Genomic DNA, 22,902 nt, shown 5'->3' on the forward strand with positions numbered 1-22,902 from the left:
CCCTACCCCTGACGGGCATGCGCCCGATCCAGGAGGTCGGTCAGCTCCTCGTCGGCGCGCAACGTCGCCCGCTGCTCCTCGGACAGGCCCTCGAGCGAGTGCTCCGAGCTGACGAGGTCGTTCCAGGTCCTCTCGCGCTCGGCCGGCTCGTCGGCTTCGAGGTAGGCGGTGGCGCTGCGGCGCACGGCCGAGGCCGCGGCGGTCGCGCGCCCCTTCGGACTGATGAGCGAGGCGACGACGGTGACGGCGAGGACCCCGATGATCACGCTGAGAGAGAGCCCGGTGCTGATCTCCGGCACACCCAGCGGCTCGCCGCCGTTGAGGAACGGCAGGGTGTTCTCGTGCAGGGCGTGCAGGATCAGCTTGACGCCGATGAAGCCCAGGATCGCCGCGAGGCCGTAGGACAGGTAGATCAGCCGGTCGAGCAGGCCGTCGATCAGGAAGTAGAGCTGGCGCAGGCCCATCAGGGAGAACGCCGTCGCGGTGAACACGATGAACGTGTTCTGCGTGAGCCCGAAGATGGCCGGGATCGAGTCGAGCGCGAACAGGATGTCGGTGCCGCCGATCGCGACCATGACCAGGAGCATCGGGGTCATCACCCGGCGCCCGTTCTCCCGGGTGAACAGGCGGTCGCCGTCGTAGTGCTCCGAGGTGTGGAACAGCCGCCGCGCCAGGCGGACCATGATGTTCTCGCCCTCGTTCCCGTCGTCGGGACGGAGCAGGTTGACGGCGGTGAGCAGCAGGATCGCGCCGAAGATGTAGAACACCCAGGCGAAGGAGTTGATCAGCGCGGCGCCGACGAAGATGAACCCGGTGCGCGCGATCAGGGAGAACACGATGCCGAACAGCAGGACCTTCTGCTGGTCGGCCCGTGGTACCGAGAAGCTCGCCATGATGATCAGGAAGACGAACAGGTTGTCGACCGAGAGCGCCTTCTCGGTGACGTAGCCGGCGAAGTACTCGGTGCCCATGTCGGCGCCGCCGAACCACCACACCCCGAGGCCGAACACGATCGCGATGCCGACGTAGACGGCCGACCACGCGCCCGCTTCCTTCAGCGTCGGGATGTGCGCCTTGCGCACGTGGAACACGAAGTCGAAGACCAGAAGTCCGACGATGCCCAGGACCGTCAGGCCCCAGACGATGCCCGGGACGTCCATCGCGAGTACTCCTCCTGCTGCGGTGGTCGGTGTCAGATGCGGGAGGCGACGGCGCGGGCCCGATCGAGCAGGGCCGGCTCGGTCTCGACGGCGTAGCGGGCCGCCTCGACGCCGCGGACGCTGGAGAAGTCACGGCGTCCGCGGGTCGCCCAGTGCGCGACGAACCCGAACAGCGCACCCCAGACCGCACCGATCACGACGGCGCCCAGGACCGCGCCCACCCACGGGCCGATCGTGAACAGCGTGAACAGCAGCCCGAACAGCAGGCCGATCCAGGCGCCGGAGCCGGCCCCGGCCAGCGCCGCGCGACCGGTCGTCATCCGGCCGGTGACCTGCTCGACGGTGCGGATGCCGGTACCGACGATGCGCACGCGCTCGACCGGAAGTCGTCGTCGGACAGGGCGTCGACCAGGCGGTGGGCACCGAGGTAGTCGTCGTACTCCGCGACCGTCGCCGCGCCGAAGGCGGGCGGCACCGGTCCGGGGGCGGGGGCGGTGATGTCGGACGCGGTCATGGTCGTCTCCCTGAGTCGGTGTTCTATGTTGGTTGGTACCACCCAACTGTATAGTCGTTGGGTGGTACCAACCAACCTTCGTGGGGGCGGTCACAGGATGACGAACCGGACGGACGAGAGCCCGGCCGCCGCGGCGGTCGCCGACATCGTGCGGTGGGGCAACCGCGGGGACGTGCGCGCAGCGATGGTGGGGGAGGCCGGGCGCGACCTGTCGGCGAACGACATCGCGCTGCTGCGCAGCATCGTCGTGTCCGGGCCGGTGCGGGTCTCGGATCTGGCCGAGCTGCACGGCGTCGACAAGTCCACGGTCACCCCGCAGGTCCAGCGCCTGGAGCGCCGAGGCCTGGTCGAGCGCGGTCCGGACGCCGGCGACCGGCGGGCCGTGCGGCTCAGCGCGACCACCGCGGGCACGCACACCTGGGAGGAGATCAACCGCGCCGGGCAGGCCGTCTACGAGCACGTCCTGGCGTCGTGGACCGAGCAGGAGCGTGCGACGTTCGAGTCGCTGATCGACCGCTTCGCCCGCGAGCTCATCACCGGGACGTCGGACTGGATCCGGGACCGGGCCTCGGGGTGAGACGACCGCGCGCCCCCGCGGTGCCGAGCCCCCGGGACGGGTCCAGACTTCATGATCGATCTCTGTGGGACGATCGGTGCCACCGATGGCACGAACCCGACCACACAGATCGATCATGATCGGTCGGAGGGCTTCAGGCGAAGGCGGACTCGTCCACGATCGCGCGGTGGATGGCGGCCTCGGCCAGGAGCGTGCCGTCGTCGGCGTGGGCGGTGGCCCGGAACTCCAGCTTGCGGCCGTCGTGGCCGGTGACCTCGGCGGCGCAGCGGACGGTCGAGCCCACCGCGGAGGGCTTGCGGTGCTTCAGGTCCACCCGGGTGCCCACGGAGGTCTCGCCGTCGCCGAGCCGGCCGTCGAGTGCGGAGACGGTGGCGGCCTCGAGCCAGGCGAGCAGGCGCGGTGTGCCCAGGACGCCGACGGTCCCGCTGCCGAGCGCCGCGGCGGTGTCGGCGTCGGTCACGTCGAAGTCGCGCTGCGCCTGCAGTCCGGTGAGGTCGTTCATCGGGTTCCTTTCGTCGGGGACCCGGAGGATGCTGCCAGGCCGGACAGGCGCAGGAGGCTGCCCTCGGCGCCCAGGCCGACGACGAGGTCGTCGCCGGCGCGCTCGACCGCGGCGAACGGGCGGGGCCGCCGGGCGACGCCGCTGGCGGCACGGTCGGGCACGTGCGGCGGGCGGACGTCGGTGGCCAGTCCACTCGCGACGACCGAGCCGGCCCGGGTGTCCGGGTCGATCCGGTACAGCCGTCCCTCACCGGCGGCGACGCACCACAGCGCGCCGTGCGCGGCGACCAGCCCTTCGGGACGGGAGAGCCCCGCGGTGAGAACGCGTCCGTCGCGCAGGCGCACGACCCGCCCGCCGCCGGTGACCGAGACGCAGACGTCGCCGTGGTCGTCGACGGTGAGGTCGACCGGCCGGTCGAGGCCCTCGGCGACCGGCCGGAACCCGCCGTCGCCGTCGAGCTCCACCACGCGCCCGCCGCCGATCTCGGCGACGAGGACGCGGCCGTCCGGGGTGGTCACCGCGCCGCCGGGGTCGTCGAGCCCGCGTGTGGTGGACCAGCCCGAGGTGGGGGAGCCACGGTGGACGTTGCCGTTCTCGGTCGTCACGACGACGTCGTCCCCGGCCGTGGCCAGCCCGCGGATCCCGGCCTCGTGCAGCTCGGCGAGCCAGTCCTCGCGGACGGGTTCGCCGGTGCCGCCGGGCAGACGCGCGGTGCCGAAGTGGTCGGCCAGCAGCAGGTCCCCGCCGGCCAGGGCCGCGATGCCGAACGGGCCGTTGAGCCCCTCCGGGATCACGACGCGCACTCCGCCGTCGGGGGACAGAGCGCGCAGCCCGCCGCGGAACGCACCGGAGACGTAGGCGGTGCCGTCCGGGGCGAACGCGACGTTGTCCGCCCCGATCACGCCGGACTCGCGCACGTCACGCTCTCCCGAGCGCAGGTCGATCCGGTGCAGCTGCCCGTTCCGCGCGGAGAGCACCCGCAGGCCGCCGGAGGGGTCGAACCGGACCGCGACCGGCATCACGATGTCGTCGAGCACGCGCTCCGGCTCGCCGCCGTCGAGACCGACGCGCCAGACCTCGCCGCCCATCAGGTGCGGGTAGTAGAGGAGTCCGTCCGGGCCGACCTGCATCGCGTTGCCCAGCACCAGCCCGGTCGCCATCACCCGCGGCGGCCCACCGGCGAGGTCGATCTCCAGCAGACGGCCGTCGACCGCGAGTTCGTTGACGAACAGCCGCCCGCGGTGGCAGGCGACGCCGTCCGGGGCGACGATCCCCTCCGCGACCACCGACATCGTCCCGTCGGGGTCGCGGCGCCAGACCAGCTCCGCCGGAAGATCCACGACGAACATCGCGCCGTCGTCGGCGAACGCGATGTCGTCCGGTGCGGTCAACGGACCGTCCGGGCCGAGGACGGTCTCCAGCTCGCCGGTGTCCACGTCCAGCGCGCTGATCGTCGCGCCGAGGAACTGGGCGATGTAGAGGCGCCCGTCGGGCCCGAACGCGATCCCGTTGGAGGCCCACAGCAGGTTCGGCGGGACGAGGCGTTCGGCTCGCACACCCGGCGCGGTCCACAGGGGGCCGGCGCCGCCCCCGGCCCGGGGACGCGCGATCATCGGCCGCCCCCCAGGACCTCGTTCATGTCACCCTCGCGGAACGCGCCGAGGATCCGGTGGAACTCGACCGGTCCGCCGCCGAACTGCTCGTTGCGCTTCCGCGGCCGGCCCTCGAAGTTATAGTAGCCGGGCGTGCACTCGGCGAGGAACCCGTGCTGGTCGACCGCCCGCTCGCGGATCGTGGCCACCCACGCGTCCTCGGACTCCGCCGTCGGCTCGATCGCGTCCACGCCGCGCTTCTCCGCCTCGGTCACGACCGTGGCGATGTGCGTGGCCTGCTCCTCCAGCACGTGGGCGAAGTTCACCGACGCCGAGTTCTGCAGCGCGCCGACGTGGAACAGGTTCGGGAACCCGCGGCTGACCCAGCCGTGCAGGGTGCTCAGGCCGTCGGACCATTTCTCGGCCAGCGCGAGCCCGCCGCGGCCACGGATGTCGGCTCCGGCGCGGGTGGCCGGGTCGGCGCCGAGCTCGAAGCCGGTGGCGAACACGATCGCGTCGACCGGGTACTCGGTGCCGCCGACCACGATGCCGCCGGAGGTGATCCGCTCGACGCCCTGTCCGCCGGTGTCGAGCAGCGTCACGTTCTCGCGGTTGAACGTCTGCAGGTAGCGGTCGGAGAACGTCGGCCGCTTGCACATCTGGCGGTACCAGGGCTTGAGCGCGGCCGCCGTCGCCGGGTCGCGGACGATCTCGGAGACCCGGGCCCGGATCTCGTCCATCTTCTCCGCGTCGGCGATCTCCAGGGCGTCGGCCAGGCTCTCGGTGTCGTGGGTGCGGGCGTAGCGCGCCACGCCGCGGATCGGGGCGGTGTCGGTCCACTTGTCGCTGACGCCGTCCACTCCGTGCACGGGCGGGAGCATGTTCATCAGGTTCAGGAAGTCCTCGCGACGGCGCCGCTGCCACCCCGGCTCCAGCGAGGCCCACCACTGCTCGTCGTAGGGCTCGTCGTCGCGGGTGTCGACCGACGACGGCGTCCGCTGCACCACGTAGAGGTGCTCGGCGCCCTCGGCGAGGTGCGGCACGCACTGGATGGCCGTCGCGCCGGTGCCGATCACCGCGATCTTCTTGTCGCCGATCCGGTCCAGGCCGCCGTTCGCGTCGCCGCCGGTCCAGCCGAAGTCCCAGCGGCTGGTGTGGAACGTGTGCCCGGCGAAGTCGGCGATGCCCGGGATGCCGGGCAGCTTCGGCTTGTTGAACGGCCCCGACGAGATCACGACGTAGCGCGCGGAGAACGCGTCGCCGCGGTCGGTGCGGGCCCGCCACAGCCCGGCCCCGTCGTCCCAGGCCAGCGAGGTGACCTCGGTGCCCAGCAGGGCGTCACGGTAGAGGTCGAAGCGCTCGCCGATGGCCCGGGCGTGCCCGCGGATCTCCTCGCCCGGCGGGTACTTGCGGCTCGGGACCGTCCCGATCTCCTCCAACATCGGCAGGTAGATCGAGGACTCGATGTCGCAGGCGATGCCGGGGTAGCGGTTCCAGTACCAGGTGCCGCCCAGGTCGCCCGCGGCGTCGACGATCCGGATCCGGTCCAGGCCTGCGTCGCGCAGGCGGGCCCCGGCGACGAGCCCGCCGAACCCGCCGCCGACGATGAGGGCGTCGACGTGGTCGGCGACCGGCTCGCGACCGGCGACATCGGACCACGGGTCGTCGGCGTAGTAGCCGAACTCGCCCGTCATCGCCTGGTACTGGGCGGTGCCGTCGGTGCGGATCCGGCGGTCGCGCTCGGCGCGGTAGCGCTCGCGCAGCCGATCCATGTCCGCCGCCGTGGGATCAGCGGGGGTCGAGCGGTCGTCGGTGGTCGTCACCGTGGGGCTCCTCCGTGTGCGTGCCGGGGCGGGTTCGGGGTTCACCAGGTGACGGGGAAGCGCGACAGGCCGCGGACGGCGGACGTCGTGCGCCACTCCGGCTCACCACCGAAGTCGAGCGTGGGCAGGCGCGTCACCAGCGCGCGCAGGACGGTCTGCAGCTCCATCCGGGCCAGCGAGGCGCCCAGGCAGAAGTGCGGGCCGAAGCCGAACGCGACGTGCGAGCCGGGCTCGCGGTCGAGCCGCAGCTCCTCGGGGTCGTCGAAGACCTCCGGGTCACGGTTGGCGGCGTTCGTCGACACCAGCACGGCCTCGCCGGCGCGGACGGTGCCGCCGGTGAGCTCGACGTCTTCGGTGGCGATCCGCGGCAGGCCGGCCTGGCGGCCGAGCGGGGTGAACCGCAGCATCTCCTCGACCGCGGCCGGGATGCCGTCCGGGTCCGCCACCAGCGCCTCCCAGCGGGAGCGCTCGGAGAGCAGCGTCCAGACCATGTTGCCGGTCATGTTCATCGTGGTCTCGTGGCCGGCGATCAGGATGGCCACGCCGAGCGAGACCATCTCCGGCTCGGAGAGCTTGTCCCCGTCGGTGTCGCGGGCGGTGATCAGAGCGGCGAGCAGGTCGTCGCCGAAGTCCTCGGGACGCTCACGGCGCTCGGCGATCAGCGACGCGATGTAGGCGTAGAGGTCGGTGAACGCCTGCCGGCGGCGCTCGACGGGGACGTCCGAGGTGGACAGCGCGGCGTCGGCACCGGCCCGGAACGTGTCGCGGCCCTCCAGCGGCACCCCGAGCATCTCGCAGATGACGACGACCGGGAGCGGCATCGACACCGCCGAGACCAGGTCGGCCGGCTCGCCGTTCGCGACGAGGTCGTCGATCAGCTTCCGGGCGATCTCCTCGACGTGCGGTCGCAGCTTCTCCACCCGGCGCGCGGTGAACGCCGAGGCCACCAGCCGGCGCAGGCGGCCGTGCTCGGGCGGGTCGATGTTGATGATCGAGTCGGGCTGGGCCGGGCGCTCCGGGAGCGCGCGCGGGACGTCGGCGCCGACGACGGCGGCCCGGCTGAACCGCGGGTCGGACATGACGGTGCGGACGTCGTCGTAGCGGGTGACCAGCCAGCCCTCCTCGCCGTAGGGCAGGCGCACCCGGGTCAGCGGCTCGTCGCGGCGCAGCTCGGCGTACCCGGGCGCGAAGTCGAGCTGCGCCGACTCGCCGAGCGGGTAGGAGTGGGCGACCGGGCATCCCCCGGTCGCGGCGCTGCTGGGCTGGGTGGTGGTCACGGTGTCTCCTCCGCGGCAGTCGGGTCGGGCGTCGCCGGACTCGCGGGCCGACAAGATCACCATACCCAATTAATGGCGCGTAGTGCCAATTAGACAGCGAGAGACAATGCTCTCGGTCCGCACCGGACCCGGTGCCGGTAGGTTGACCGCACCACGACGTCCCCGACGACAGGAGCTCCGATGACGGCCCCTGCCACCGCGTCGGACCGGGAACGGGCCCATCCGGGCCGCCCGCCGATGAGCCCGCTGCGCCGGACCCGGCTGCGGCTGGAGATCTCGCGCGTCGCGGTCCGCCTGTTCCGGGAGCACGGCGTGGCCGGGACCAGCGGGGAGCGGATCGCCGAGGAGGTCGGCCTGTCCTCGCGCACGCTGTGGCGCTACTTCCGGGCCAAGGAGGAGTGCGTCGAGCCGGTCCTGACCCGCAGCGTCGACTCCTTCGTCGAGTCCCTGCGTCACTGGCCCGCCGACCGCACGCTCGACGAGCACCTGGTCGGGGGTGCCCGGGACGACTCCGAGGCGGCCGCCGACTCCGAGGCGGCGCTGGTCGTGATCGGCCTGTCCCGCGACGAGCCCGCCCTGCGCGCGGTCTGGCTGGTCGTCTCCGAACGGGCGGAGGCCGCGGTGGCCGAGCTGGTCGCCGAGCGCCTCGGCCGCTCGCCCGACGAGCTCGCGATCCGCGTGCAGGCGGCCGCGATCGCCGGCGCCCTGCGCCTGACCAGCGAGGAGTTCGCCGCCGCGCTCCTCGACGGCACGCGCCACCCCGACCCGGGCGCCCGCCTCGCCGAGGCTCTCCACGCCGCCACCCACGGCGTCGCCGGAGACGCTCTGGACGTGCGCTGACGTCGTTCGTAGCGTCACCGCACATGTTCGACCACAGCACCGCCCGGCACCTGATCCGCTACTCCGGACGGGGAGGGTTCAGTCCCGAGCTCATCGTCCGTGCCGAGGGCAGCTCGGTGTTCACCGAGGACGGTCGCGAGCTGCTCGACTTCACCTCCGGGCAGATGAGCGCGATCCTCGGGCACTCCCACCCCGAGATCGTCGCGACCGTCCGGGAGCAGATCGGACGGCTCGACCACCTCTACAGCGGGATGCTGAGCCGCCCCGTCCTCGACCTCGCCCGGCGGCTCGCGGGGACGTTGCCGGTGCCCTCGGACCGCGGGCCGCTGGACCGGTCGATGCTGCTGACGACGGGGGCCGAGGCGAACGAGGCCGCGCTGCGGATGGCGAAGCTGGTCACCGGGAGGTTCGAGGTCGTCTCGTTCGCCCGGTCCTGGCACGGCATGACCCAGGGCGCGGCGAACGCCACCTACGTCGCCGGGCGCGCGGGGTACGGGCCGGCGGCCCCGGGCAACCTCGCGCTACCGGTCCCGGACCGGTTCCGGCCCGACATCGTCGACGCGGACGGGAACCTCGACTGGCGCCGCCAGCTCGACCTCGGCTTCGCCATGGTCGACGCGCAGTCGGTCGGCAGCCTCGCGGCGTGCCTGGTCGAGCCGATCCTGAGCTCCGGCGGCGTCGTCGACCTCCCGCCCGGCTACCTGGCCGCGCTGCGGGACAAGTGCCGCGAGCGGGGCATGCTGCTGATCCTCGACGAGGCCCAGACCGGTCTCTGCCGCACCGGCGACTGGTACGCGTTCCAGCGCGACGGCGTCGTCCCCGACATCCTCACCCTGTCCAAGACCCTCGGCGCCGGACTGCCGCTCGCCGCCGTCCTGACCAGTGCCGAGATCGAGGAGCGGGCCCACGAACGCGGGTTCCTGTTCTTCACCACGCACGTCAACGACCCACTCCCGGCCGCGGTCGGCAACACCGTCCTGGACGTCCTGGAGCGCGACCGTCTCGACGTGCGCGCCCGCGACCTGGGCGAACGCCTCCGCAAGGGGCTCCTCGAGCTGGCCGACCGGCACCCGGTGATCGGCGACGTCCGCGGTCGGGGACTGCTGGTCGGACTGGAGCTGACCGACGCCGGGGACACCGCCGACGTCGACCGTCTCGGCGCCGCGGTGACCCGCCGCTGCGCCGAGCTCGGCCTGCACATGAACATCGTGCAGCTGCCCGGCATGGGCGGGACCTTCCGCATCGCACCGCCGCTGACCGCGACCGACGCCGAGATCGACCGCGGCCTGGAGATCCTCGACCGGGCCCTGTCCGGGACGGCGACCGGCTGAGGAACGGGTCCGCGGAGAAACACCGCTTCCCCTCCGGTCGAGTACTCGGGAACCGCGGCGATCACACGGTCGTTCTCCAGGTGTGCTCGGCGGGGGATCCGAGCACCCGAACACGGGGGAGGAACCAGGACATGCGCAGCAACCTTTTCGCACCGGAGAACCAGGAGCAGGAGTCGGCGCAGCCGGGACTGCGGCTGCAGAACTCGAAGATGCTCAAGGTCGAGCTGAACGGCGAGGTCATGGCCCGCCAGGGCTCGATGGTCGCCTACCAGGGCGACGTCCGCTTCGAGGCCAAGGGCGCCGGCGGCATCGGCCGGTTCATCAAGCAGAAGCTGACCGGCGAGGGCGTGCCGCTGATGAAGGTGGTCGGCCGCGGGGACGTGTTCCTCGCCGACGCCGCCGCCGACGTCCACGTGATCGACCTCGAGGGCCCCGACGACACCCTGACCATCAACGGGAAGAACGTCCTGGCCTTCGAGCCGACGCTGTCCTACGACGTCCAGATGACCTCCGGCGCGGGCTCCATGGGCGGGGCCGGGCTGTTCAACTGCATCTTCCGCGGACGGGGACGGCTCGCGATCACCGCGAAGGGCGCGCCGGTCGTGCTCAACGTCGACGTGCCGACCTACGCCGACCCACAGGCGGCGATCGCCTGGTCGGCGGGGCTGCGGGTCGGGATGCACCGCGCCGAGTCGCTCGGGATCAAGACGCTGCTGGGCCGCAGCACCGGCGAGCGCTACACGATGGCCTTCTCCGGGAACGGGTTCGTGATCGTCCAGGCCTCCGAGGAGGTCCCGCTCGACGCGCTGGCCGGAGGCGGCAGCGGCGAGGAGAGCGGCGTCGGCGGCCTGATCGGCGGGTTCCTCAAGTAGCGCTGCGGCCGTAGAACAGCTCCTGGGGCAGGGCGTTCATCGTGTCGCCGGGCCGCTCGGAGTGGGCCGGCACCGCGTTGATGCGCGTCCGGTCCCCGCCGACCGGGGTGACGCGGTGCAGCGAGTCGGATCGTCGGTATCGCGTGGCGCGGGACCCGCACGATCGGTGAGGCGGCGCAGGGCTTCGTCGACGCCGCGCAGGCCGTCGCCCGGGAGCGGGAGCCGCTCAGGTGACGTCGGCGACCGCCTTGCCGGCGAGGGTGCGGTCGAGCAGGGCGCGGGTGGCGGTGGTGACGTCGTGCCAGTCGCCGCGCCAGGAGATGCCGGGGTCGAGGTCGCCCGCGGCGACCTGTGCGGCGAGCCGCGTCAGGTCGGCGGACAGGTCCGGGTGCGCGCCGAGGTAGAACGTCCAAATCGAGCGGTCGGCGGTGCCGGGGCCACCGAACAGGGCGCCGTAGCCGAACGTCTCCCCGGCCCCCGAGGAGTGCCCGAGCGCGACGAGGGTGCCGCCCTCGGCGAGCCGGTCGAACGCCGCGACGAGCGTGGGCCCGCCGATCGTGTCCAGCACGCCGTCGAGCGGGTCGGCGCCCTCGGGGACCGTCCCGGTGCGTCCGGTGTCCACCGCGCGCAGCTGCGCCCACGCGCCGCCCAGCCCGAACGTGACGACCGGCGTCCCGGCGTCCTGGCCGAGCACCGGCTCACCCGGGCCGTGCCGTCGATGGAGGCCCACGGCCGCTACTTCTGCCAGCGCACGACCCGTGTCCTGCTGGAGACGATCGGGCGGCGGACCGGTCTCGACCCCGGAGACCACCGGCTGCGTCTGTGCCTGGAGATGCTGGTCGGCGTCGTGCACGTCGCCCTGGACGACTGGTCGGCCTCCGACGGGCCCGGTCTGGCCGAGCTCCTCGGGCAGATCCGGACCGTGTGCGATGCGGCCCCGGGGAGCCTGACCGTCACCGCCGTGGGGTGACCCTCCACGCGCCGGTTCCGCCGTGCCGGGCCGGGTAGTCGACCTCCATGGTGACGACAGAGCAGCGGTCGATGGAGCAGCGGTCCGCGACGAACGTCCTGGTGATCGGCGCGGGAGCGGGTGGCCTGCGGGCGAGCATCGAGCTGGCCGAGCAGGGCGTCGAGGTGCTCTGCGTCGGCAAGCGCCGTCGCGACGACGCCCACACGACGCTGGCCGCGGGCGGGATCAACGCCGCGCTGGGCACGATGGACCCCGAGGACTCGTGGGCCCAGCACGCGGCCGACACCCTGCGCGAGGGCTACTGGCTCTCCGACCCCGAGGCCGTGGAGTACCTGGCGCAGCACTCGCCGGAGGCGATCGCCGAGCTGGTCGAATGGGGCGCGCAGTTCGCCCGCGAGGACGACGGCCGTCTGAGCCAGCGCTTCTTCGGCGCCCACAAGTGGCGCCGGACCTGCTTCGCCGGCGACTACACCGGCCGGATCATCCAGCAGACCCTGCTGGCTCGCGCCCAGCAGCTCGAGGTGCCCTTCCGCGACGACCTCTACATCTCCCGGCTGCTGGTCCACGACAACCGGGTGTTCGGCGCCTACGGGTTCGACATCCAGACCGGCAGAAGGCACCTGATCTTCGCCGACGCGGTCGTGCTGGCGGCCGGCGGGCACACGCGGATCTGGCGGCGGTCGTCGTCGCGGCGCGACGAGAACACCGGCGACGCGATGCGGCTGGCCTCGATGGCCGGGGCGCGCCTGCAGGACATGGAGCTGGTCCAGTTCCACCCGACCGGCATGGTCTACCCCGACGGCGCCGAGGGCACGCTTGTCACCGAGGCGGTGCGCGGCGAGGGCGGGCGGCTGGTCAACGCGAACGGCGAGCGGTTCATGGAGCGCTACGACCCGGAGCGCCGCGAGCTCTCCACCCGCGACCGCGTCGCGCTGGCCAACCACACCGAGATCGCCGAGGGCCGGGGCACCGAGCACGGCGGGGTGTGGCTCGACGTGACGCACCTGGACCGCGAGCACATCCTGGAGCGTCTGCCGCGGATGTACCGCCAGTTCATCGACCTGGTCATGCTCGACATCACCCGCGAGCCGATGGAGGTCGCGCCGACCGCGCACTACTCGATGGGCGGGGTGCGGGTGGACCCGGAGACCCACGCCAGCGACGTCGAGGGGCTCTACGCCGTCGGCGAGTGCGCGTCGGGGGTGCATGGTGCCAACCGCCTGGGTGGCAACTCGCTCGGTGAGTGCGTGGTGTTCGGCCGGACCGTCGGGCGCGAGGCCGCCCGGTTCTCCGCCGAGGTCGACGTTCACGTACGCGACCGCGCCGCCATCGACGCCGCCCGCGCCGAGATCGACGGCCTGCTCGGCGACGGCAGCGCCACCGACGACTTCCCCCGGCCGCTTCAACGCGCGGTGCGGGACCTGATGTCGACGTGGTGCGGCGTCGTCCGCGACGAGACCGGCCTGCGCCGGGGGCTGGCCGAGCTCGACGACCTGGAGACCCGCGCGGCGTCGATCACGGTGCGCGCCGACATCTCCGGCTACGACGACCTCGCGCACGCCCTCGACCTGCGTGGCTCGCTCCTCGCAGCCCGCGCCACGCTCGACTGCGCGCTCGCCCGCACCGAGACGCGCGGGGCGCACGTCCGCTCCGACCACCCCGACCTCGACCCGGCCCAGGTCCACAACCTGCTCTGGACCCCCGACGGCGTCACGACGCGGCCGGTCGGGACGGCGTCGCCGGAGGTCCTCGATCTTGTCGACGCCAGCGGGGAGCTGACCACCGCCGGACGCCTGCTGGAGTGACCCCGGGGCGGGCCGGTCAGCCCGGCTCGCCCCGCCATTTGCGGTAGAGCACCCAGGCCAGGTCGAGCAGTGCGACCACCGCGATCGCCACCATCACCCACCCGAAGGCGGAGACCGCGGGGATGCGGAAGATCAGCACCGCACCGACGACGCCGGCCACGAGCCCAAAGGCGGCGAGTGCCGCGCGCAGGGTCAGCGCACTCCGCGCGGGGGTCGAGCCGTCGAACCCGGCCGTCGGGTCGTGGTAGCCCGGCAGCCCCTCGCGGTAGGCCGCACGCCGGTCGGGTGTCGTGGTGGGGCGTGGTTCCTCGTTCGGGTCGCGATCCATGCCCGTCGCCTACCCGCGGACCGTGTCCCCACGCCCGTGCGTCGCCGGGCGACGGCGTCATGATCGTCGGTCGGGTCCCGATCGGAGCCACGAGCGGCCCGGCTCGGGACCGGTCCGCCGATCACGGACGGGCGCCCGCGCCCGGGGACGCCTGGCACGATGTCCGGGTGATCGCGGCGGCGGGCTCCTGGGTGCGTGGGCGTCCGCGGGCCGTCGACGCGGCGGTCGCCGTCGTGGTCCTCGCCTACACCCTCCCCATCCAGGGCGCCTACGTCCCGGCGGGCCTGCCCGCGGGCACCGGGGTCCTCGTCTCGGTCGGGCTGTGCGCCCCGTGGGTGGTGCGCCGGTCGTTCCCGCTCGGTGTGTTCGGCGCCGTCGTCGCGGTCTTCCTGGTCCAGTTCGCGATCGGGATGGGCCCGGTGCCGGCGGACGTCATGTTGTTCCTCGCGCTGTACGCCGTGGCGGTCCACCGGAGGCGGGCGGTCTCGGTCGGGGCCGCCGCGGTGCTGGCGGCGTGTGCGCTCCTGGCGTCGGCGCGGTGGGGCGACGGGCGGGTCTCCGAGCTGCTGACGGCCGCGGTGTCCGTGGTGACGGTGTGGATGTGGGGTTCCATGATCGGCATCCGGCGGGCCCACGTGGCGACGCTGCGCGAGCGCGCCGCCGCCCTGGAACGCGAACGCGACCAGCGGGACCGGGCCGCCGTGGAGGCCGAGCGGGCCCGGATCGCGCGGGAGATCCACGACATCGTCTCGCACAGCCTGAGCGTGGTCGTGGTGCTGGCCCGGGGTGCGTCGGCGAGCGTGCGCACCGACCCCGACCGGGCGGTGGAGGCGCTGGCGGCCGTCGAGGGGACCGGGCGGTCCGCGCTGACCGAGATGCGGCGGATGCTCGGCGTCCTGCGCGACGGCGAGCCCGGGTCCCCGCCGCCGGGTACGGAGGCACCGCAGCCGGGGGTCGCGCAGCTGGCGCAGCTCGTCGGCGACGCCCGCACCTCCGGCACGCCGGTCATGCTCACCGTGGACGGGACGCCGGGGAACCTGCCCGCCGGTACCGACCTGGCCGTGTACCGGATCGTGCAGGAGGCGCTGACGAACGCGCGCCGGCACGCCGGGCCCGACCTGACCCGCGTCGACGTGCACGTGCGGATCGACGACGACACCGTGCGGGTCGACGTCGTCGACGACGGCCGGGGACCCGTCGACGGGCCCGCCGGTGGGCACGGGCTGGCCGGGATGCGCGAACGGGTCGCGACCCACGGCGGCACCCTGCACACCGGGGCGGGGCCGGGCGGTGGGTTCACGGTGTCCGCGACGCTGCCGGTGGGGGAGGACACGTGACGATCCGCGTCGTCCTGGTCGACGACCAGGAGCTGATCCGGATGGGCTTCCGGATGGTTCTCGACGCCCGATCCGACATCGATGTCGTCGGCGAGGCGGCCGACGGGGAGACCGCGCTGGCGCTGCTGGAGACGGTCGAGGCCGACGTCGTCCTGATGGACGTGCGGATGCCGCGGCTGAACGGGGTGGAGGCGACCCGGCGGATCCGCGCCGGCGGGGACGTACCGCGGGTGCTGATCCTGACCACGTTCGACCTCGACGAGTACGCCTACGACGCCCTGCGCGCCGGGGCGAGCGGGTTCCTGCTCAAGGACACACCGCTCGACGACCTGGTCTCGGCGATCCGGCACGTCCACTCCGGCGACGCGGTGGTCGCCCCCAGCACGACGCGACGGCTCCTGACCCACTTCGTCGACGGGAGGCCGGCCGGAGAGGGGACGCGGCCCGCACCCGCGGGGCTGGACCGGCTGACCGCGCGCGAGCGGGAGGTGCTGGTGCTCGTCGCGCAGGGCCTGTCGAACGCCGAGATCGCCGGGCACCTCGTGCTCTCCGAGGGGACGGTCAAGACCCACGTCGGCCGGATCCTGACCAAGCTGGGCCTGCGCGACCGGGTCCAGGCGGTGGTCCTGGCCTACGAGTCCGGCGTCGTCACGGCGGGGGAGCAGTAGCGGGTACGCCTCGGGTCGTACGCGGAGATCCCCCTCGGGACAGACGACCGGTGACCGCCGGCCCGGCATCGTCGGCGGTGTGAATCCGGTGATCACCACCCACGAGCTGGGCAAGACCTACGGCGGGCACACGGTCGTCGACGGCCTGGACCTGCACGTCCCGCAGGGATGCGTCTACGGCTTTCTCGGCCCGAACGGGTCCGGCAAGTCGACCACGATGAAGATGCTGCTCTCGCTGGTGCGCCCGACCCGCGGCGAGATCCACCTGCTGGGGCGTCCGATGCTCCGCTCCACGCGCCGCACGCTGCTGCGCGACGTCGGTGCACTGATCGAGTCCCCGCCCGGCTACGGGCACCTCACCGGCGGGGAGAACCTGCGCCTGCTGCAGCGGCTGCTGGATCTGACCGACGCCCAGGTCACCCGCGCCGTGCACACGGTGCGCCTGCAGGGCCATCTCGACAAGCGCGTCCGCGACTACTCGCTGGGCATGAAGCAGCGCCTCGGGATCGCGATGGCGCTGGCCCGCGAGCCCCGGCTGCTGATCCTGGACGAGCCCACCAACGGACTCGACCCGGCCGGCATCGAGGAGATCCGCGACCTGCTGACCCGCCTCGCCGCCGGCGGGACCACCGTCATGGTCTCCAGTCACCTGCTCGGCGAGATCGACCGGACGGCCGGCGTCCTCGGCATCCTCGGCGGCGGACGCCTGCTGTTCCAGGGCCGCCGCGAGCAGCTGCTCGCGCGGTCGGTCCCCGACGTCCTCGTCGACACCTCCGATCCCCGCCGCGCCGCGTCGGTGACGGCCGGCGCGCACCCCACCCGACTCGACGGCGCGACGGTGCGGGTCTCCGGCCTGGACCGCGCCTCGACGGCCCGGATGGTGACGGCCCTGGTCACGGCGGGTGTCGGCGTGCACGGGGTCCGTCGCGAGGAACAGTCCCTCGAGGACGTGTTCATGGCGCTGACCGGCGGGCGGGGACTGTGACCGCCCCCGCCGTGGTGAACGAGCTCGCCAAGATGCGACGCCTGCGGGTCGGCCCGGTCGTCGCCGCGATGGTGGCCGGCGTGGTCGCGTTGTCCTGCGTGGAGTTGGCCTCGCCGGGGTTCTCCGGCGCGATGGACGACTCGGCCGGCCTGCCGTGGCACCGCCTGCTGCTGGGGTTAGGGTTCGCCGTCCCGCTCGTCTCACCGGTGCTGATCGCGGTGCTGGCCGGGCGTCAGGTCGACCTGGAGCACCAGGGCAACGGCTGGCTGTCCTCGGCCACCGCGGGTCTGCCGGCCGGGCGGCTGTGCCGGGCGAAGCTCGTCGCGACCGGTGCGGTGCTGGTCCCGGCGACCGTGACCGCGTCGGCGCTCGTCGTCGGGGCCGGAGTCCTCGCCGGGATCACCGTGGACCTGCCACTGGGTGTCTGGGCGGCCCACACCGCGTCGGTGGTCGTCGTGAACCTGGTCCTGCTCGCGCTGCACGTGCTGGTCGCGGCCGTCGTCGAGAACCAGCTGGTCGGAACGGGGATCGGGGTCCTGGGCGTGTTCGCCGCGGCCACCGCCCCCGCGATGCCGGCGTGGGCGGCGCACCTCACCCCGTGGGGCTACTACTCCCTCGCAGCGCCCGTCGACCACCGCGACGGGGAGCTCGTCGCGCTGGCGCCGTCGCACGGGAGCGTCGTCGCGCTGGGCGTCGCCGCGACGGTGGTGTTCCTGCTCGTCTCGCGTCGTCTCGACCGCCGGGAGGTCTGACCATGGGTTCGCTCCGAGCCGAGTTCGGCAAGCTCCGCCGGTCCCTGAGCTGGGCGGTGGTGGTCCTGCTGCCGCTGACGGCGATCGTCTCCGGCACGGCCACGACGCTCGCCTCCGGGGCCGCGCTCGCGCAGGGCTGGCACACCCTGTGGCTGCGGGTGGTGGTGTTCCACGGCCTGTTCCCGCTGGCGGCCGGGATCGCCGTGCTGGCGTCGCTGGTGTGGCGGGTCGAGCACCGGGGGAGCAACTGGAACGCGCTGATGGGCCGGTCGACGTCGAGCCTCGGCGTCGTCGCAGGCAAGGCCGCCGTCCTGGCCGCGCTGGTCGCGGCGATGCAGGTGGTGCTGGTGGCCGGCACGGTCCTGGCCGGGAAGACGGCGTTCGGGCTCCCGGGTTTCCTGCCCGCCCGTTACCTGCTCGTCAGCGTCTTGGTCGTCCTGGCGTGCCTGCCGGTCGCCGCCCTGCAGTCCGCCCTGTCGATGCTGATGCGCTCGTTCGCCGCGCCGGTCGCGGTGGCGCTGCTCGGCGCCGCCGCGTCGGTGGGGCTGCTGATGACCGCCGGCGGTGGCGCCGTGGTCGTGCCCTACGCCCTGCTCACCCGGACGACGCAGCTGGGCACCGGGACGTTCGCCGACACCGGGCCGGTCACCGCCGGGGTCGTCGCCGTGCTGGTGGTCGCGTCGGTCGTGCTGACGGCGGCGGTGGTCGCGGTGAGCGCGGCGGTCCTGGACCGGCGCGACATCGGCTGACGGTGCCTCCGATCCCGGAGCATGATCACCGGACGGGTACCGATCGGCGCCGCACGTGGCCGGGATCGGGACCCGCTCGCCGATCATGGGCGGTTCAGCCCCGGTCGACGTCCTCCGGCCCGGCCGGGGTCTTCGGATCTGGGCCGTGGCGGTTCGGCCCGGGGGTCCCGTTCACCACCCACAACACGAGCAGCGCGATGATCCCGAGTACCGGGATGATCGCGATCAGCTGGAGCCAGCCGCTCACACCGATGTCGTGCAGGCGACGGGCTCCGATCGCGAACGTCGGGACCAGCAGGAACAGGGAGTAGATGGATCCGAGCACCCCGGATCCGGCCACGAACGGGATCCCTCCCTCGACACCGGCGTCCGCGTAGGTCGCCCCGAGGCTCTCGTCGACGAAGCGCAGGAGGACGGCGCCCAGGCCCACGAACAGGACGAACATCCAGTAGTCGGTCCGCCGGGCCCGTCCGGTGAAGTCCGCGTACCGGCGGAGGGGAGTCAGGAACCAGCCCATCGACCCGAGTGTGCCAGTCGTCCGGGCCGGCTCAGCCGCCGTCGCGGGGCACCATCCCGTTGCGGTAGGCCCACACGACGGTCTGCACCCGGTCCCGGACGCCGATCTTCGTCATGGCCCGGCCGAGGTGGGACTTGACCGTCGTCGTCTCGATGACCAGCTCGGCCGCGATCTCGGCGTTCGACAGACCCCGGGCGAGCAGCCGGACGATGTCGGTCTCGCGGGCCGTCAGCTGCTGCGCCGCGACGGGCTCGGCGATCGGGGCGGGACGCCGGCGGGCGAACTCGGCGATCACCCGGCGGGTGACGGTCTGGTCGAGGAGACCGTGCCCGCCCGCCAGGCGCCGGACGGCGTCGACGAGGTTGTCCGGCTCGGTGTCCTTGAGGACGAACCCGCTGGCGCCGGCCTCCAGCGCACCGAAGACGTACTCGTCGAGGTCGAACGTGGTGACCACGAGGACGGCGGGGGACGCCCCGGGTGCCGCGCCGTCGACGATCTCGCGGGTGGCGGCGAGCCCGTTGCCGCCGGGCATGCGGACGTCCATGCAGATGACGTCGGGGTTCAGGCGGCGGGCGAGCGCGACGGCGGCCGGGCCGTCGGACGCCTCGCCGACGACCTCGATGTCGCCGGCCAGTTCGAGGATGACGCGGAACCCGGTCCTGACCATCGTCTGGTCGTCGGCGAGCACGACCCTGATCACGCGGTCGCCCCCGGCCCGGACGGCAGCGTCCCCGGCGGCAGGGCCCCGGAGGACAGGGTGTCGGACGGCAGGGTCTCGGGCGACGGGGTCTCGGACGGCAGGCTCAGGCGGACCCGCCACCCGCCGGACGGGATCTCCCCGGCTTCCCACGATGCCCCGATCATCTGTGCCCTCTCCCTCATCCCGACCAGGCCCAGCCCACGGTGCTCCGCCGGGGCCCCGGCGCGGGTGCCGGACGCCTCGTTGACCACGTCCAGGACGACCGCCGTCCCGTCGTCGCGCAGCAGGACCCGGACCGGTGCGCCCGGCGCATGGTCCCGCGCGTTCGCCAGCGCCTCCTGCGCGACCCGGTAGAACGTGACGTCGGCGATCGGCGGAAGCTCGGGCGGCTCGCCCTCACGCACGAGCTCGACCGGGGTACCAAGGTCCCGGGCGGTGCCCACCAGGGCGTCGAGGACGCCGAGGCCCGGAACGGGCGCGCCGTCGTCGAGTGCGTCGTCGTCGGACCCGCGCAGCGCCCCGACGACGAGCCGCAGGTTGTGCAGCGTCTCCTTGCCCTGCCCCCGGACCCACGCCGCGGCCTCCTTCGCCGCCTGCGGGTCGCGGTCGATCAGCCGCTCGACCACCGCCGCCTGCACGACCATCCCGGACAGGTGGTGCGCGGCGATGTCATGCAGCTCCCGGGCCATCCGCGAGCGCTCCTGTCCGATCGCGGCGTCCGCCCGCGCCCGCTGCGCCTCGACGGCCTCCGCCGCGCGGACCCGCACCAGGTCGACGTAGCGGCGACGGGTCGCGACGTAGGCGCCGATCATCGCGCCCGCGCCGAACGTGAGGAGGGTCGAGGCCAGATGACCGGCCAGCACCGCCCACAGCGCGGCCGTCGTCAACGGCGGCCCGCCCTCCACCAGCGGCGACCCGGCCCGGAGGGCGGGGCCCAGGTTCAGAACGGCGAACCCGATGGCCTCCAGGAGTGCGGCCACGACGAGGACCTCCGCCGTCCGGCGGGCGGACAGGCGTGTGCCGCAGGTGTAGGCGGCGACGAACACGGCGAGGCCGTTGAGGTTCTGCCCGGCCGGGAGCACCGCCACCAGGGGCACCTCCAGCGCGACGATCCCCGCCAGGCAGAGCACCGGATGCACACGCCGCAGGCACAGCAGCAGCGACTGGACGGCCGTCACCACGATCGCCGTGACCGTCTGGAACGGGGTGAGCCCCGGAATGATCGCCGCAGCCGGGACGGTGACGAGGACGGCGATCAGCCCGGTCGAGACGACCGCCACCACGACCGCCAGCGCGGCGTCGCGCCGGAACTCGCCGGTGAGGCCGAGGCGGGTGAGCCGCTCGTCGAACCGGGCCCCGAGCCGGTCCGGCCACCCGGACACCTCGGCGGAGGCCGGGGCGTCCGGGCGGGACGGGCTCATGGGATCACCGGATCGTCGGAGGGGCGGGGAGGAGGGCCGATGCGGGAGAGCATCTCAGTACGACACCGACGCGGAGAACAGCCCGAACATCGTCCCGAACCAGGCGACCCCGACCAGGGCCAGCAGGACGAGCGCCGCGCCGAGGACCCGTCCGCGCCCGGCCCGGTGGCGGACAGAGGCGATCAGCAGCACCGCGGCCGGGGCCACCCCGGCCAGGGCCGTCCACTGCGCGACCTGCAGGACTCGGACGACGACGTCCGGGAACTCCTGCAGCCCCGCGATCGTGGCGATCGCCGTCGTCCATCCGGCCAGGGCGAGGACGGCGGCGGCGGTCGCGATCCGGGTCGGCAGCCGTGCGAGGTCGCCGAGGCGGCCCAGGGACGCCGGTGCCGGCAGGCGGTGGCGGCGACGGTTGACCGCCCCGACCGGCCAGGCCAGCAGGGCGACGAGCAGGACCGCGGCCGAGGACAGCAGCACCGGCAGGGCGACGCCGGCGGCGCGGCCCGGTTCGGCGCGCAGCAGCGTGAACGCGGACTGGTAGCCGATCGCGGTGACGCGGTCGTCGTCGGCGCGCATCGTGAGGGTCCGCTGCCCGCCGACCTCCTGCCACACCCACGGCCGGACCTCGCGGTAGACGGCCGGATACGCCGTTCCCGGACCGGGTGCGACGAGCACGGTCCCGTCCGGGCGGGCGGTCACCGTCGTCTGGCCGGTGACGCCCATCGCGGAGAGGAACGTGCTGTAGAGCGAGCGGGAGCTCTCGTAGCTGCCCTGCGCCATCGCGGCGTGCTCCGACGCGGTGGGTGCCGTCGGCGCGGGTGGCGCCGGTGGGGCGGGGAAGTAGCGGTCGGCGAACCCGTCGAGCAGCGACTCCCGCAGCTCCAGGGTGTCGGTCGGGCCGCGGCCGGTGCTGTTCAGGGCGACGAACACACCGGTCCGGTCGTCCGGGTACATCTGCAGGTGGGCGTGGAAGTAGCCGGTGTCACCGCCGTGGCCGACGATGCGGTGCCCGTTGCGGCTCTCGTCGAACAGACCCAGCGCCATCCGCGGGCCGTCGGCGAGGGTGCCCAGCGTCGACGCGTCGAGTGCGGGTGCCCGCATCGACGCGAGCGTCTGCGGTGTCAGGAGCGGCGGCCGTCCGGTCCCGCCCAGCTCCGTCTGCAGGAAGCGGGCCATGTCGGTCGCCGTCGCCGACAGCGCTCCGGCCGGGGCGGGCCCGACGGTCTCGAACGGTCCGGCCGGGTTCGAGGCGGTGTCGTAGCCATGGGACAGCCGGTCGCGGAGCTCCGGCGGGAGCGGCTGGGCGAAGGTCGACGACGTCATCCCGGCCCGTGCGAGCACGTCTCGCTGGACCAGCGTCTCGAACGGTGTCCCGCTCACGCGCTCGGCGATGTAGCCGGCCAGCGCGTAGCCGTAGTTGGAGTACGCGGGCACGGTCCCGGGCGCGAACACCTGCTCCGGCGGGTCGACGGCGACGGCGTCGCGCAGGTTCACCGGCGACTCCCCGTAGGAGATGAGCCCCTTGATCCGCTCCTCGAACCCGGCGGTGTGGGTCAGCAGGTTCCGCATCGTGATCGGGGCGTCGAAGGACCGGGGAATCGCGACGTCGAGATAGCGGCCGACGTCGGCGTCGAGGTCGATCCGCCCCTGCTCGACGAGCTGCAGCACCGTCGTCGCGGTGAACACCTTCGACACCGACCCGACGCGGAACAGCGTGCGGTCCGGGTCGACCGGCCGGGGCCCGGTGCTGTCCGACCCGGTGCTGTCTGGTCCCGGGCCGCCGGAGCCGGAGTCGGCGAAGCCGTACCCGCGCGTGGCGATCACCTGCCCGTCGTGCACGACGGTGACCGCGGCCCCCGCGATGCCCGACCGGGCGAGCCCGGCGGGCACCAGCCCGTCGAGCCAGGCGCCGACGTCGGGGCCGGTCAGGGCGGCGGTGCCGGGCGGGGGGATCGGCGGGGCGGGGGTGGGCAGGGCGGCGGTGCCGGGCGGGGGGATCGGCGGGGCGGGGGTGGGCAGGGCGGCCGGGGCGCCGCATCCGGCGACCAGCGCCACGACGGCCCCCGCGCCCACGAGCGCGGCGAGACGCGCCGGGATCGAGCGGTGCGATGTCATGCGACGAGCCTGTCGAGCAGGGCCCGCGATCACATCGGGCGCGGGGCCACACCCGGCCTACGACCTC

At 73.7% G+C, this 22,902-nt stretch carries 24 protein-coding genes; 11 read left to right on the forward strand and 13 right to left on the reverse strand.

Annotated features, from left to right (window positions below):
* Positions 1-2: 2 nt before the first annotated feature.
* Genes EV383_RS13470 through EV383_RS32170 form a run of 3 tightly spaced genes read right to left on the reverse strand, consistent with a single transcriptional unit; the run spans position 3 to position 1,674 of the window.
* Complete coding sequence (locus EV383_RS13470) at positions 3-1,160, reverse strand: TerC family protein (protein ID WP_130290232.1); 1,158 nt, start codon at positions 1,158-1,160, stop codon at positions 3-5.
* A gap of 32 nt (positions 1,161-1,192) precedes the next feature.
* Positions 1,193-1,531: a general stress protein gene (locus EV383_RS13475; protein WP_165438336.1), complete on the reverse strand. Its 339-nt coding sequence runs from the start codon at positions 1,529-1,531 to the stop codon at positions 1,193-1,195.
* Positions 1,477-1,674, reverse strand: coding sequence for a hypothetical protein (locus EV383_RS32170; protein ID WP_130290234.1), 198 nt, complete (start codon positions 1,672-1,674; stop codon positions 1,477-1,479). The genes EV383_RS13475 and EV383_RS32170 overlap by 55 nt, the downstream gene beginning before the upstream one ends.
* 97 nt (positions 1,675-1,771) lie before the next feature.
* Between EV383_RS32170 and EV383_RS13485 the strand changes: the two genes are divergently transcribed.
* Positions 1,772-2,251: a MarR family winged helix-turn-helix transcriptional regulator gene (locus tag EV383_RS13485; protein WP_165438337.1), complete on the forward strand. Its 480-nt coding sequence runs from the start codon at positions 1,772-1,774 to the stop codon at positions 2,249-2,251.
* A gap of 133 nt (positions 2,252-2,384) precedes the next feature.
* On the opposite strand, the gene EV383_RS13490 is transcribed toward EV383_RS13485, so the two are convergent.
* The 4 genes from EV383_RS13490 to EV383_RS13505 are packed head-to-tail and all read right to left on the reverse strand — an operon-like array spanning position 2,385 to position 7,445.
* Positions 2,385-2,753 (reverse strand): thioesterase family protein, encoded by a 369-nt coding sequence (locus EV383_RS13490; RefSeq protein ID WP_130290236.1) that lies wholly within the window; start codon positions 2,751-2,753, stop codon positions 2,385-2,387.
* Positions 2,750-4,366 (reverse strand): Vgb family protein, encoded by a 1,617-nt coding sequence (locus EV383_RS13495; RefSeq protein WP_130290237.1) that lies wholly within the window; start codon positions 4,364-4,366, stop codon positions 2,750-2,752. The genes EV383_RS13490 and EV383_RS13495 overlap by 4 nt, the downstream gene beginning before the upstream one ends.
* Positions 4,363-6,168 carry a flavin-containing monooxygenase gene (locus EV383_RS13500; RefSeq protein WP_242623074.1) on the reverse strand — a complete coding sequence of 602 codons (1,806 nt, stop codon included), beginning with the start codon at positions 6,166-6,168 and terminating at the stop codon, positions 4,363-4,365. Before EV383_RS13500 ends, EV383_RS13495 begins: the two co-directional genes overlap by 4 nt.
* A 41-nt stretch (positions 6,169-6,209) precedes the next feature.
* The gene (locus EV383_RS13505; RefSeq protein WP_242623075.1) at positions 6,210-7,445 is read right to left on the reverse strand and encodes a cytochrome P450; all 1,236 of its coding nucleotides are present in this window, start codon (positions 7,443-7,445) and stop codon (positions 6,210-6,212) included.
* A gap of 180 nt (positions 7,446-7,625) precedes the next feature.
* Here EV383_RS13505 and EV383_RS13510 point away from each other — a divergent pair, with 180 nt between their 5' ends.
* The 3 genes from EV383_RS13510 (at position 7,626) to EV383_RS13520 (ending at position 10,488) form a co-directional block, all read left to right on the forward strand.
* Positions 7,626-8,285, forward strand: coding sequence for a TetR/AcrR family transcriptional regulator (locus tag EV383_RS13510; RefSeq protein WP_242623076.1), 660 nt, complete (start codon positions 7,626-7,628; stop codon positions 8,283-8,285).
* 23 nt (positions 8,286-8,308) lie between these two features.
* Entirely contained in the window at positions 8,309-9,616 is a 1,308-nt protein-coding gene (locus tag EV383_RS13515) for an aspartate aminotransferase family protein (protein ID WP_130290239.1), read from the forward strand.
* A gap of 131 nt (positions 9,617-9,747) precedes the next feature.
* Positions 9,748-10,488, forward strand: a complete 741-nt coding sequence (locus tag EV383_RS13520) for an AIM24 family protein (RefSeq protein ID WP_130290240.1) — start codon at positions 9,748-9,750, stop codon at positions 10,486-10,488.
* Positions 10,489-10,714: 226 nt separating this feature from the next.
* Here EV383_RS13520 and EV383_RS13525 read toward each other — a convergent pair whose 3' ends face one another.
* Positions 10,715-11,218: a zinc-binding dehydrogenase gene (locus EV383_RS13525; RefSeq protein ID WP_242623077.1), complete on the reverse strand. Its 504-nt coding sequence runs from the start codon at positions 11,216-11,218 to the stop codon at positions 10,715-10,717.
* On the opposite strand from EV383_RS13525, the gene EV383_RS32175 reads away from it, so the two are divergent.
* Both EV383_RS32175 and EV383_RS13530 read left to right on the forward strand, forming a co-directional pair.
* The gene (locus tag EV383_RS32175) at positions 11,207-11,458 is read left to right on the forward strand and encodes an acyl-CoA-like ligand-binding transcription factor (protein ID WP_242623078.1); all 252 of its coding nucleotides are present in this window, start codon (positions 11,207-11,209) and stop codon (positions 11,456-11,458) included. The genes EV383_RS13525 and EV383_RS32175 overlap by 12 nt on opposite strands.
* Before the next feature lie 47 nt (positions 11,459-11,505).
* On the forward strand, positions 11,506-13,263 hold the full coding sequence (locus EV383_RS13530) for an L-aspartate oxidase (protein ID WP_242623079.1): 1,758 nt from the start codon (positions 11,506-11,508) through the stop codon (positions 13,261-13,263).
* A gap of 16 nt (positions 13,264-13,279) precedes the next feature.
* Here EV383_RS13530 and EV383_RS13535 read toward each other — a convergent pair whose 3' ends face one another.
* Complete coding sequence (locus EV383_RS13535) at positions 13,280-13,591, reverse strand: hypothetical protein (RefSeq protein WP_207223518.1); 312 nt, start codon at positions 13,589-13,591, stop codon at positions 13,280-13,282.
* A 167-nt stretch (positions 13,592-13,758) separates the two neighbouring features.
* Between EV383_RS13535 and EV383_RS13540 the strand changes: the two genes are divergently transcribed.
* The 5 genes from EV383_RS13540 to EV383_RS13560 all read left to right on the forward strand — a co-directional run bounded on the left by EV383_RS13540 (position 13,759) and on the right by EV383_RS13560 (position 18,082).
* Entirely contained in the window at positions 13,759-14,928 is a 1,170-nt protein-coding gene (locus tag EV383_RS13540) for a sensor histidine kinase (protein ID WP_165438339.1), read from the forward strand.
* Positions 14,925-15,596: a response regulator gene (locus EV383_RS13545; protein ID WP_130290243.1), complete on the forward strand. Its 672-nt coding sequence runs from the start codon at positions 14,925-14,927 to the stop codon at positions 15,594-15,596. The genes EV383_RS13540 and EV383_RS13545 overlap by 4 nt, the downstream gene beginning before the upstream one ends.
* A 79-nt stretch (positions 15,597-15,675) precedes the next feature.
* Entirely contained in the window at positions 15,676-16,581 is a 906-nt protein-coding gene (locus EV383_RS13550) for an ABC transporter ATP-binding protein (protein WP_130290244.1), read from the forward strand.
* Positions 16,578-17,333, forward strand: coding sequence for an ABC transporter permease (locus EV383_RS13555; RefSeq protein WP_130290245.1), 756 nt, complete (start codon positions 16,578-16,580; stop codon positions 17,331-17,333). The genes EV383_RS13550 and EV383_RS13555 overlap by 4 nt, the downstream gene beginning before the upstream one ends.
* Before the next feature lie 2 nt (positions 17,334-17,335).
* A complete protein-coding gene (locus EV383_RS13560) occupies positions 17,336-18,082 on the forward strand; it encodes an ABC transporter permease (RefSeq protein WP_130290246.1) in 747 nt (248 codons plus the stop codon).
* 94 nt (positions 18,083-18,176) lie between these two features.
* Here EV383_RS13560 and EV383_RS13565 read toward each other — a convergent pair whose 3' ends face one another.
* From EV383_RS13565 to EV383_RS13580, 4 genes are read right to left on the reverse strand one after another with little or no spacing between them, the layout of a single operon-like run.
* On the reverse strand, positions 18,177-18,599 hold the full coding sequence (locus EV383_RS13565; RefSeq protein WP_130290247.1) for a DUF805 domain-containing protein: 423 nt from the start codon (positions 18,597-18,599) through the stop codon (positions 18,177-18,179).
* Between the two features lie 31 nt (positions 18,600-18,630).
* Entirely contained in the window at positions 18,631-19,299 is a 669-nt protein-coding gene (locus EV383_RS13570) for a response regulator (protein ID WP_130290248.1), read from the reverse strand.
* Entirely contained in the window at positions 19,296-20,720 is a 1,425-nt protein-coding gene (locus EV383_RS13575; RefSeq protein WP_130290249.1) for a sensor histidine kinase, read from the reverse strand. Before EV383_RS13575 ends, EV383_RS13570 begins: the two co-directional genes overlap by 4 nt.
* A gap of 54 nt (positions 20,721-20,774) precedes the next feature.
* A complete protein-coding gene (locus tag EV383_RS13580) occupies positions 20,775-22,835 on the reverse strand; it encodes a serine hydrolase domain-containing protein (protein ID WP_130290250.1) in 2,061 nt (686 codons plus the stop codon).
* Positions 22,836-22,902 lie beyond the last annotated feature (67 nt).

The sequence above is a fragment of the Pseudonocardia sediminis genome (genome assembly GCF_004217185.1).
GTDB lineage: Bacteria > Actinomycetota > Actinomycetes > Mycobacteriales > Pseudonocardiaceae > Pseudonocardia > Pseudonocardia sediminis.

Coding starts and splice junctions, on each gene's coding strand:
- EV383_RS13470 (WP_130290232.1), bottom strand. CDS start 1,160: ATGGACGTCCCGGGCATCGTCTGGGGCCTGACGGTCCTGGGCATCGTC.
- EV383_RS32170 (WP_130290234.1), bottom strand. CDS start 1,674: ATGACCGCGTCCGACATCACCGCCCCCGCCCCCGGACCGGTGCCGCCC.
- EV383_RS13485 (WP_165438337.1), top strand. CDS start 1,772: ATGACGAACCGGACGGACGAGAGCCCGGCCGCCGCGGCGGTCGCCGAC.
- EV383_RS13490 (WP_130290236.1), bottom strand. CDS start 2,753: ATGAACGACCTCACCGGACTGCAGGCGCAGCGCGACTTCGACGTGACC.
- EV383_RS13495 (WP_130290237.1), bottom strand. CDS start 4,366: ATGATCGCGCGTCCCCGGGCCGGGGGCGGCGCCGGCCCCCTGTGGACC.
- EV383_RS13510 (WP_242623076.1), top strand. CDS start 7,626: ATGACGGCCCCTGCCACCGCGTCGGACCGGGAACGGGCCCATCCGGGC.
- EV383_RS13515 (WP_130290239.1), top strand. CDS start 8,309: ATGTTCGACCACAGCACCGCCCGGCACCTGATCCGCTACTCCGGACGG.
- EV383_RS13520 (WP_130290240.1), top strand. CDS start 9,748: ATGCGCAGCAACCTTTTCGCACCGGAGAACCAGGAGCAGGAGTCGGCG.
- EV383_RS32175 (WP_242623078.1), top strand. CDS start 11,207: ATGGAGGCCCACGGCCGCTACTTCTGCCAGCGCACGACCCGTGTCCTG.
- EV383_RS13530 (WP_242623079.1), top strand. CDS start 11,506: ATGGTGACGACAGAGCAGCGGTCGATGGAGCAGCGGTCCGCGACGAAC.
- EV383_RS13535 (WP_207223518.1), bottom strand. CDS start 13,591: ATGGATCGCGACCCGAACGAGGAACCACGCCCCACCACGACACCCGAC.
- EV383_RS13560 (WP_130290246.1), top strand. CDS start 17,336: ATGGGTTCGCTCCGAGCCGAGTTCGGCAAGCTCCGCCGGTCCCTGAGC.
- EV383_RS13565 (WP_130290247.1), bottom strand. CDS start 18,599: ATGGGCTGGTTCCTGACTCCCCTCCGCCGGTACGCGGACTTCACCGGA.
- EV383_RS13575 (WP_130290249.1), bottom strand. CDS start 20,720: ATGAGCCCGTCCCGCCCGGACGCCCCGGCCTCCGCCGAGGTGTCCGGG.
- EV383_RS13580 (WP_130290250.1), bottom strand. CDS start 22,835: ATGACATCGCACCGCTCGATCCCGGCGCGTCTCGCCGCGCTCGTGGGC.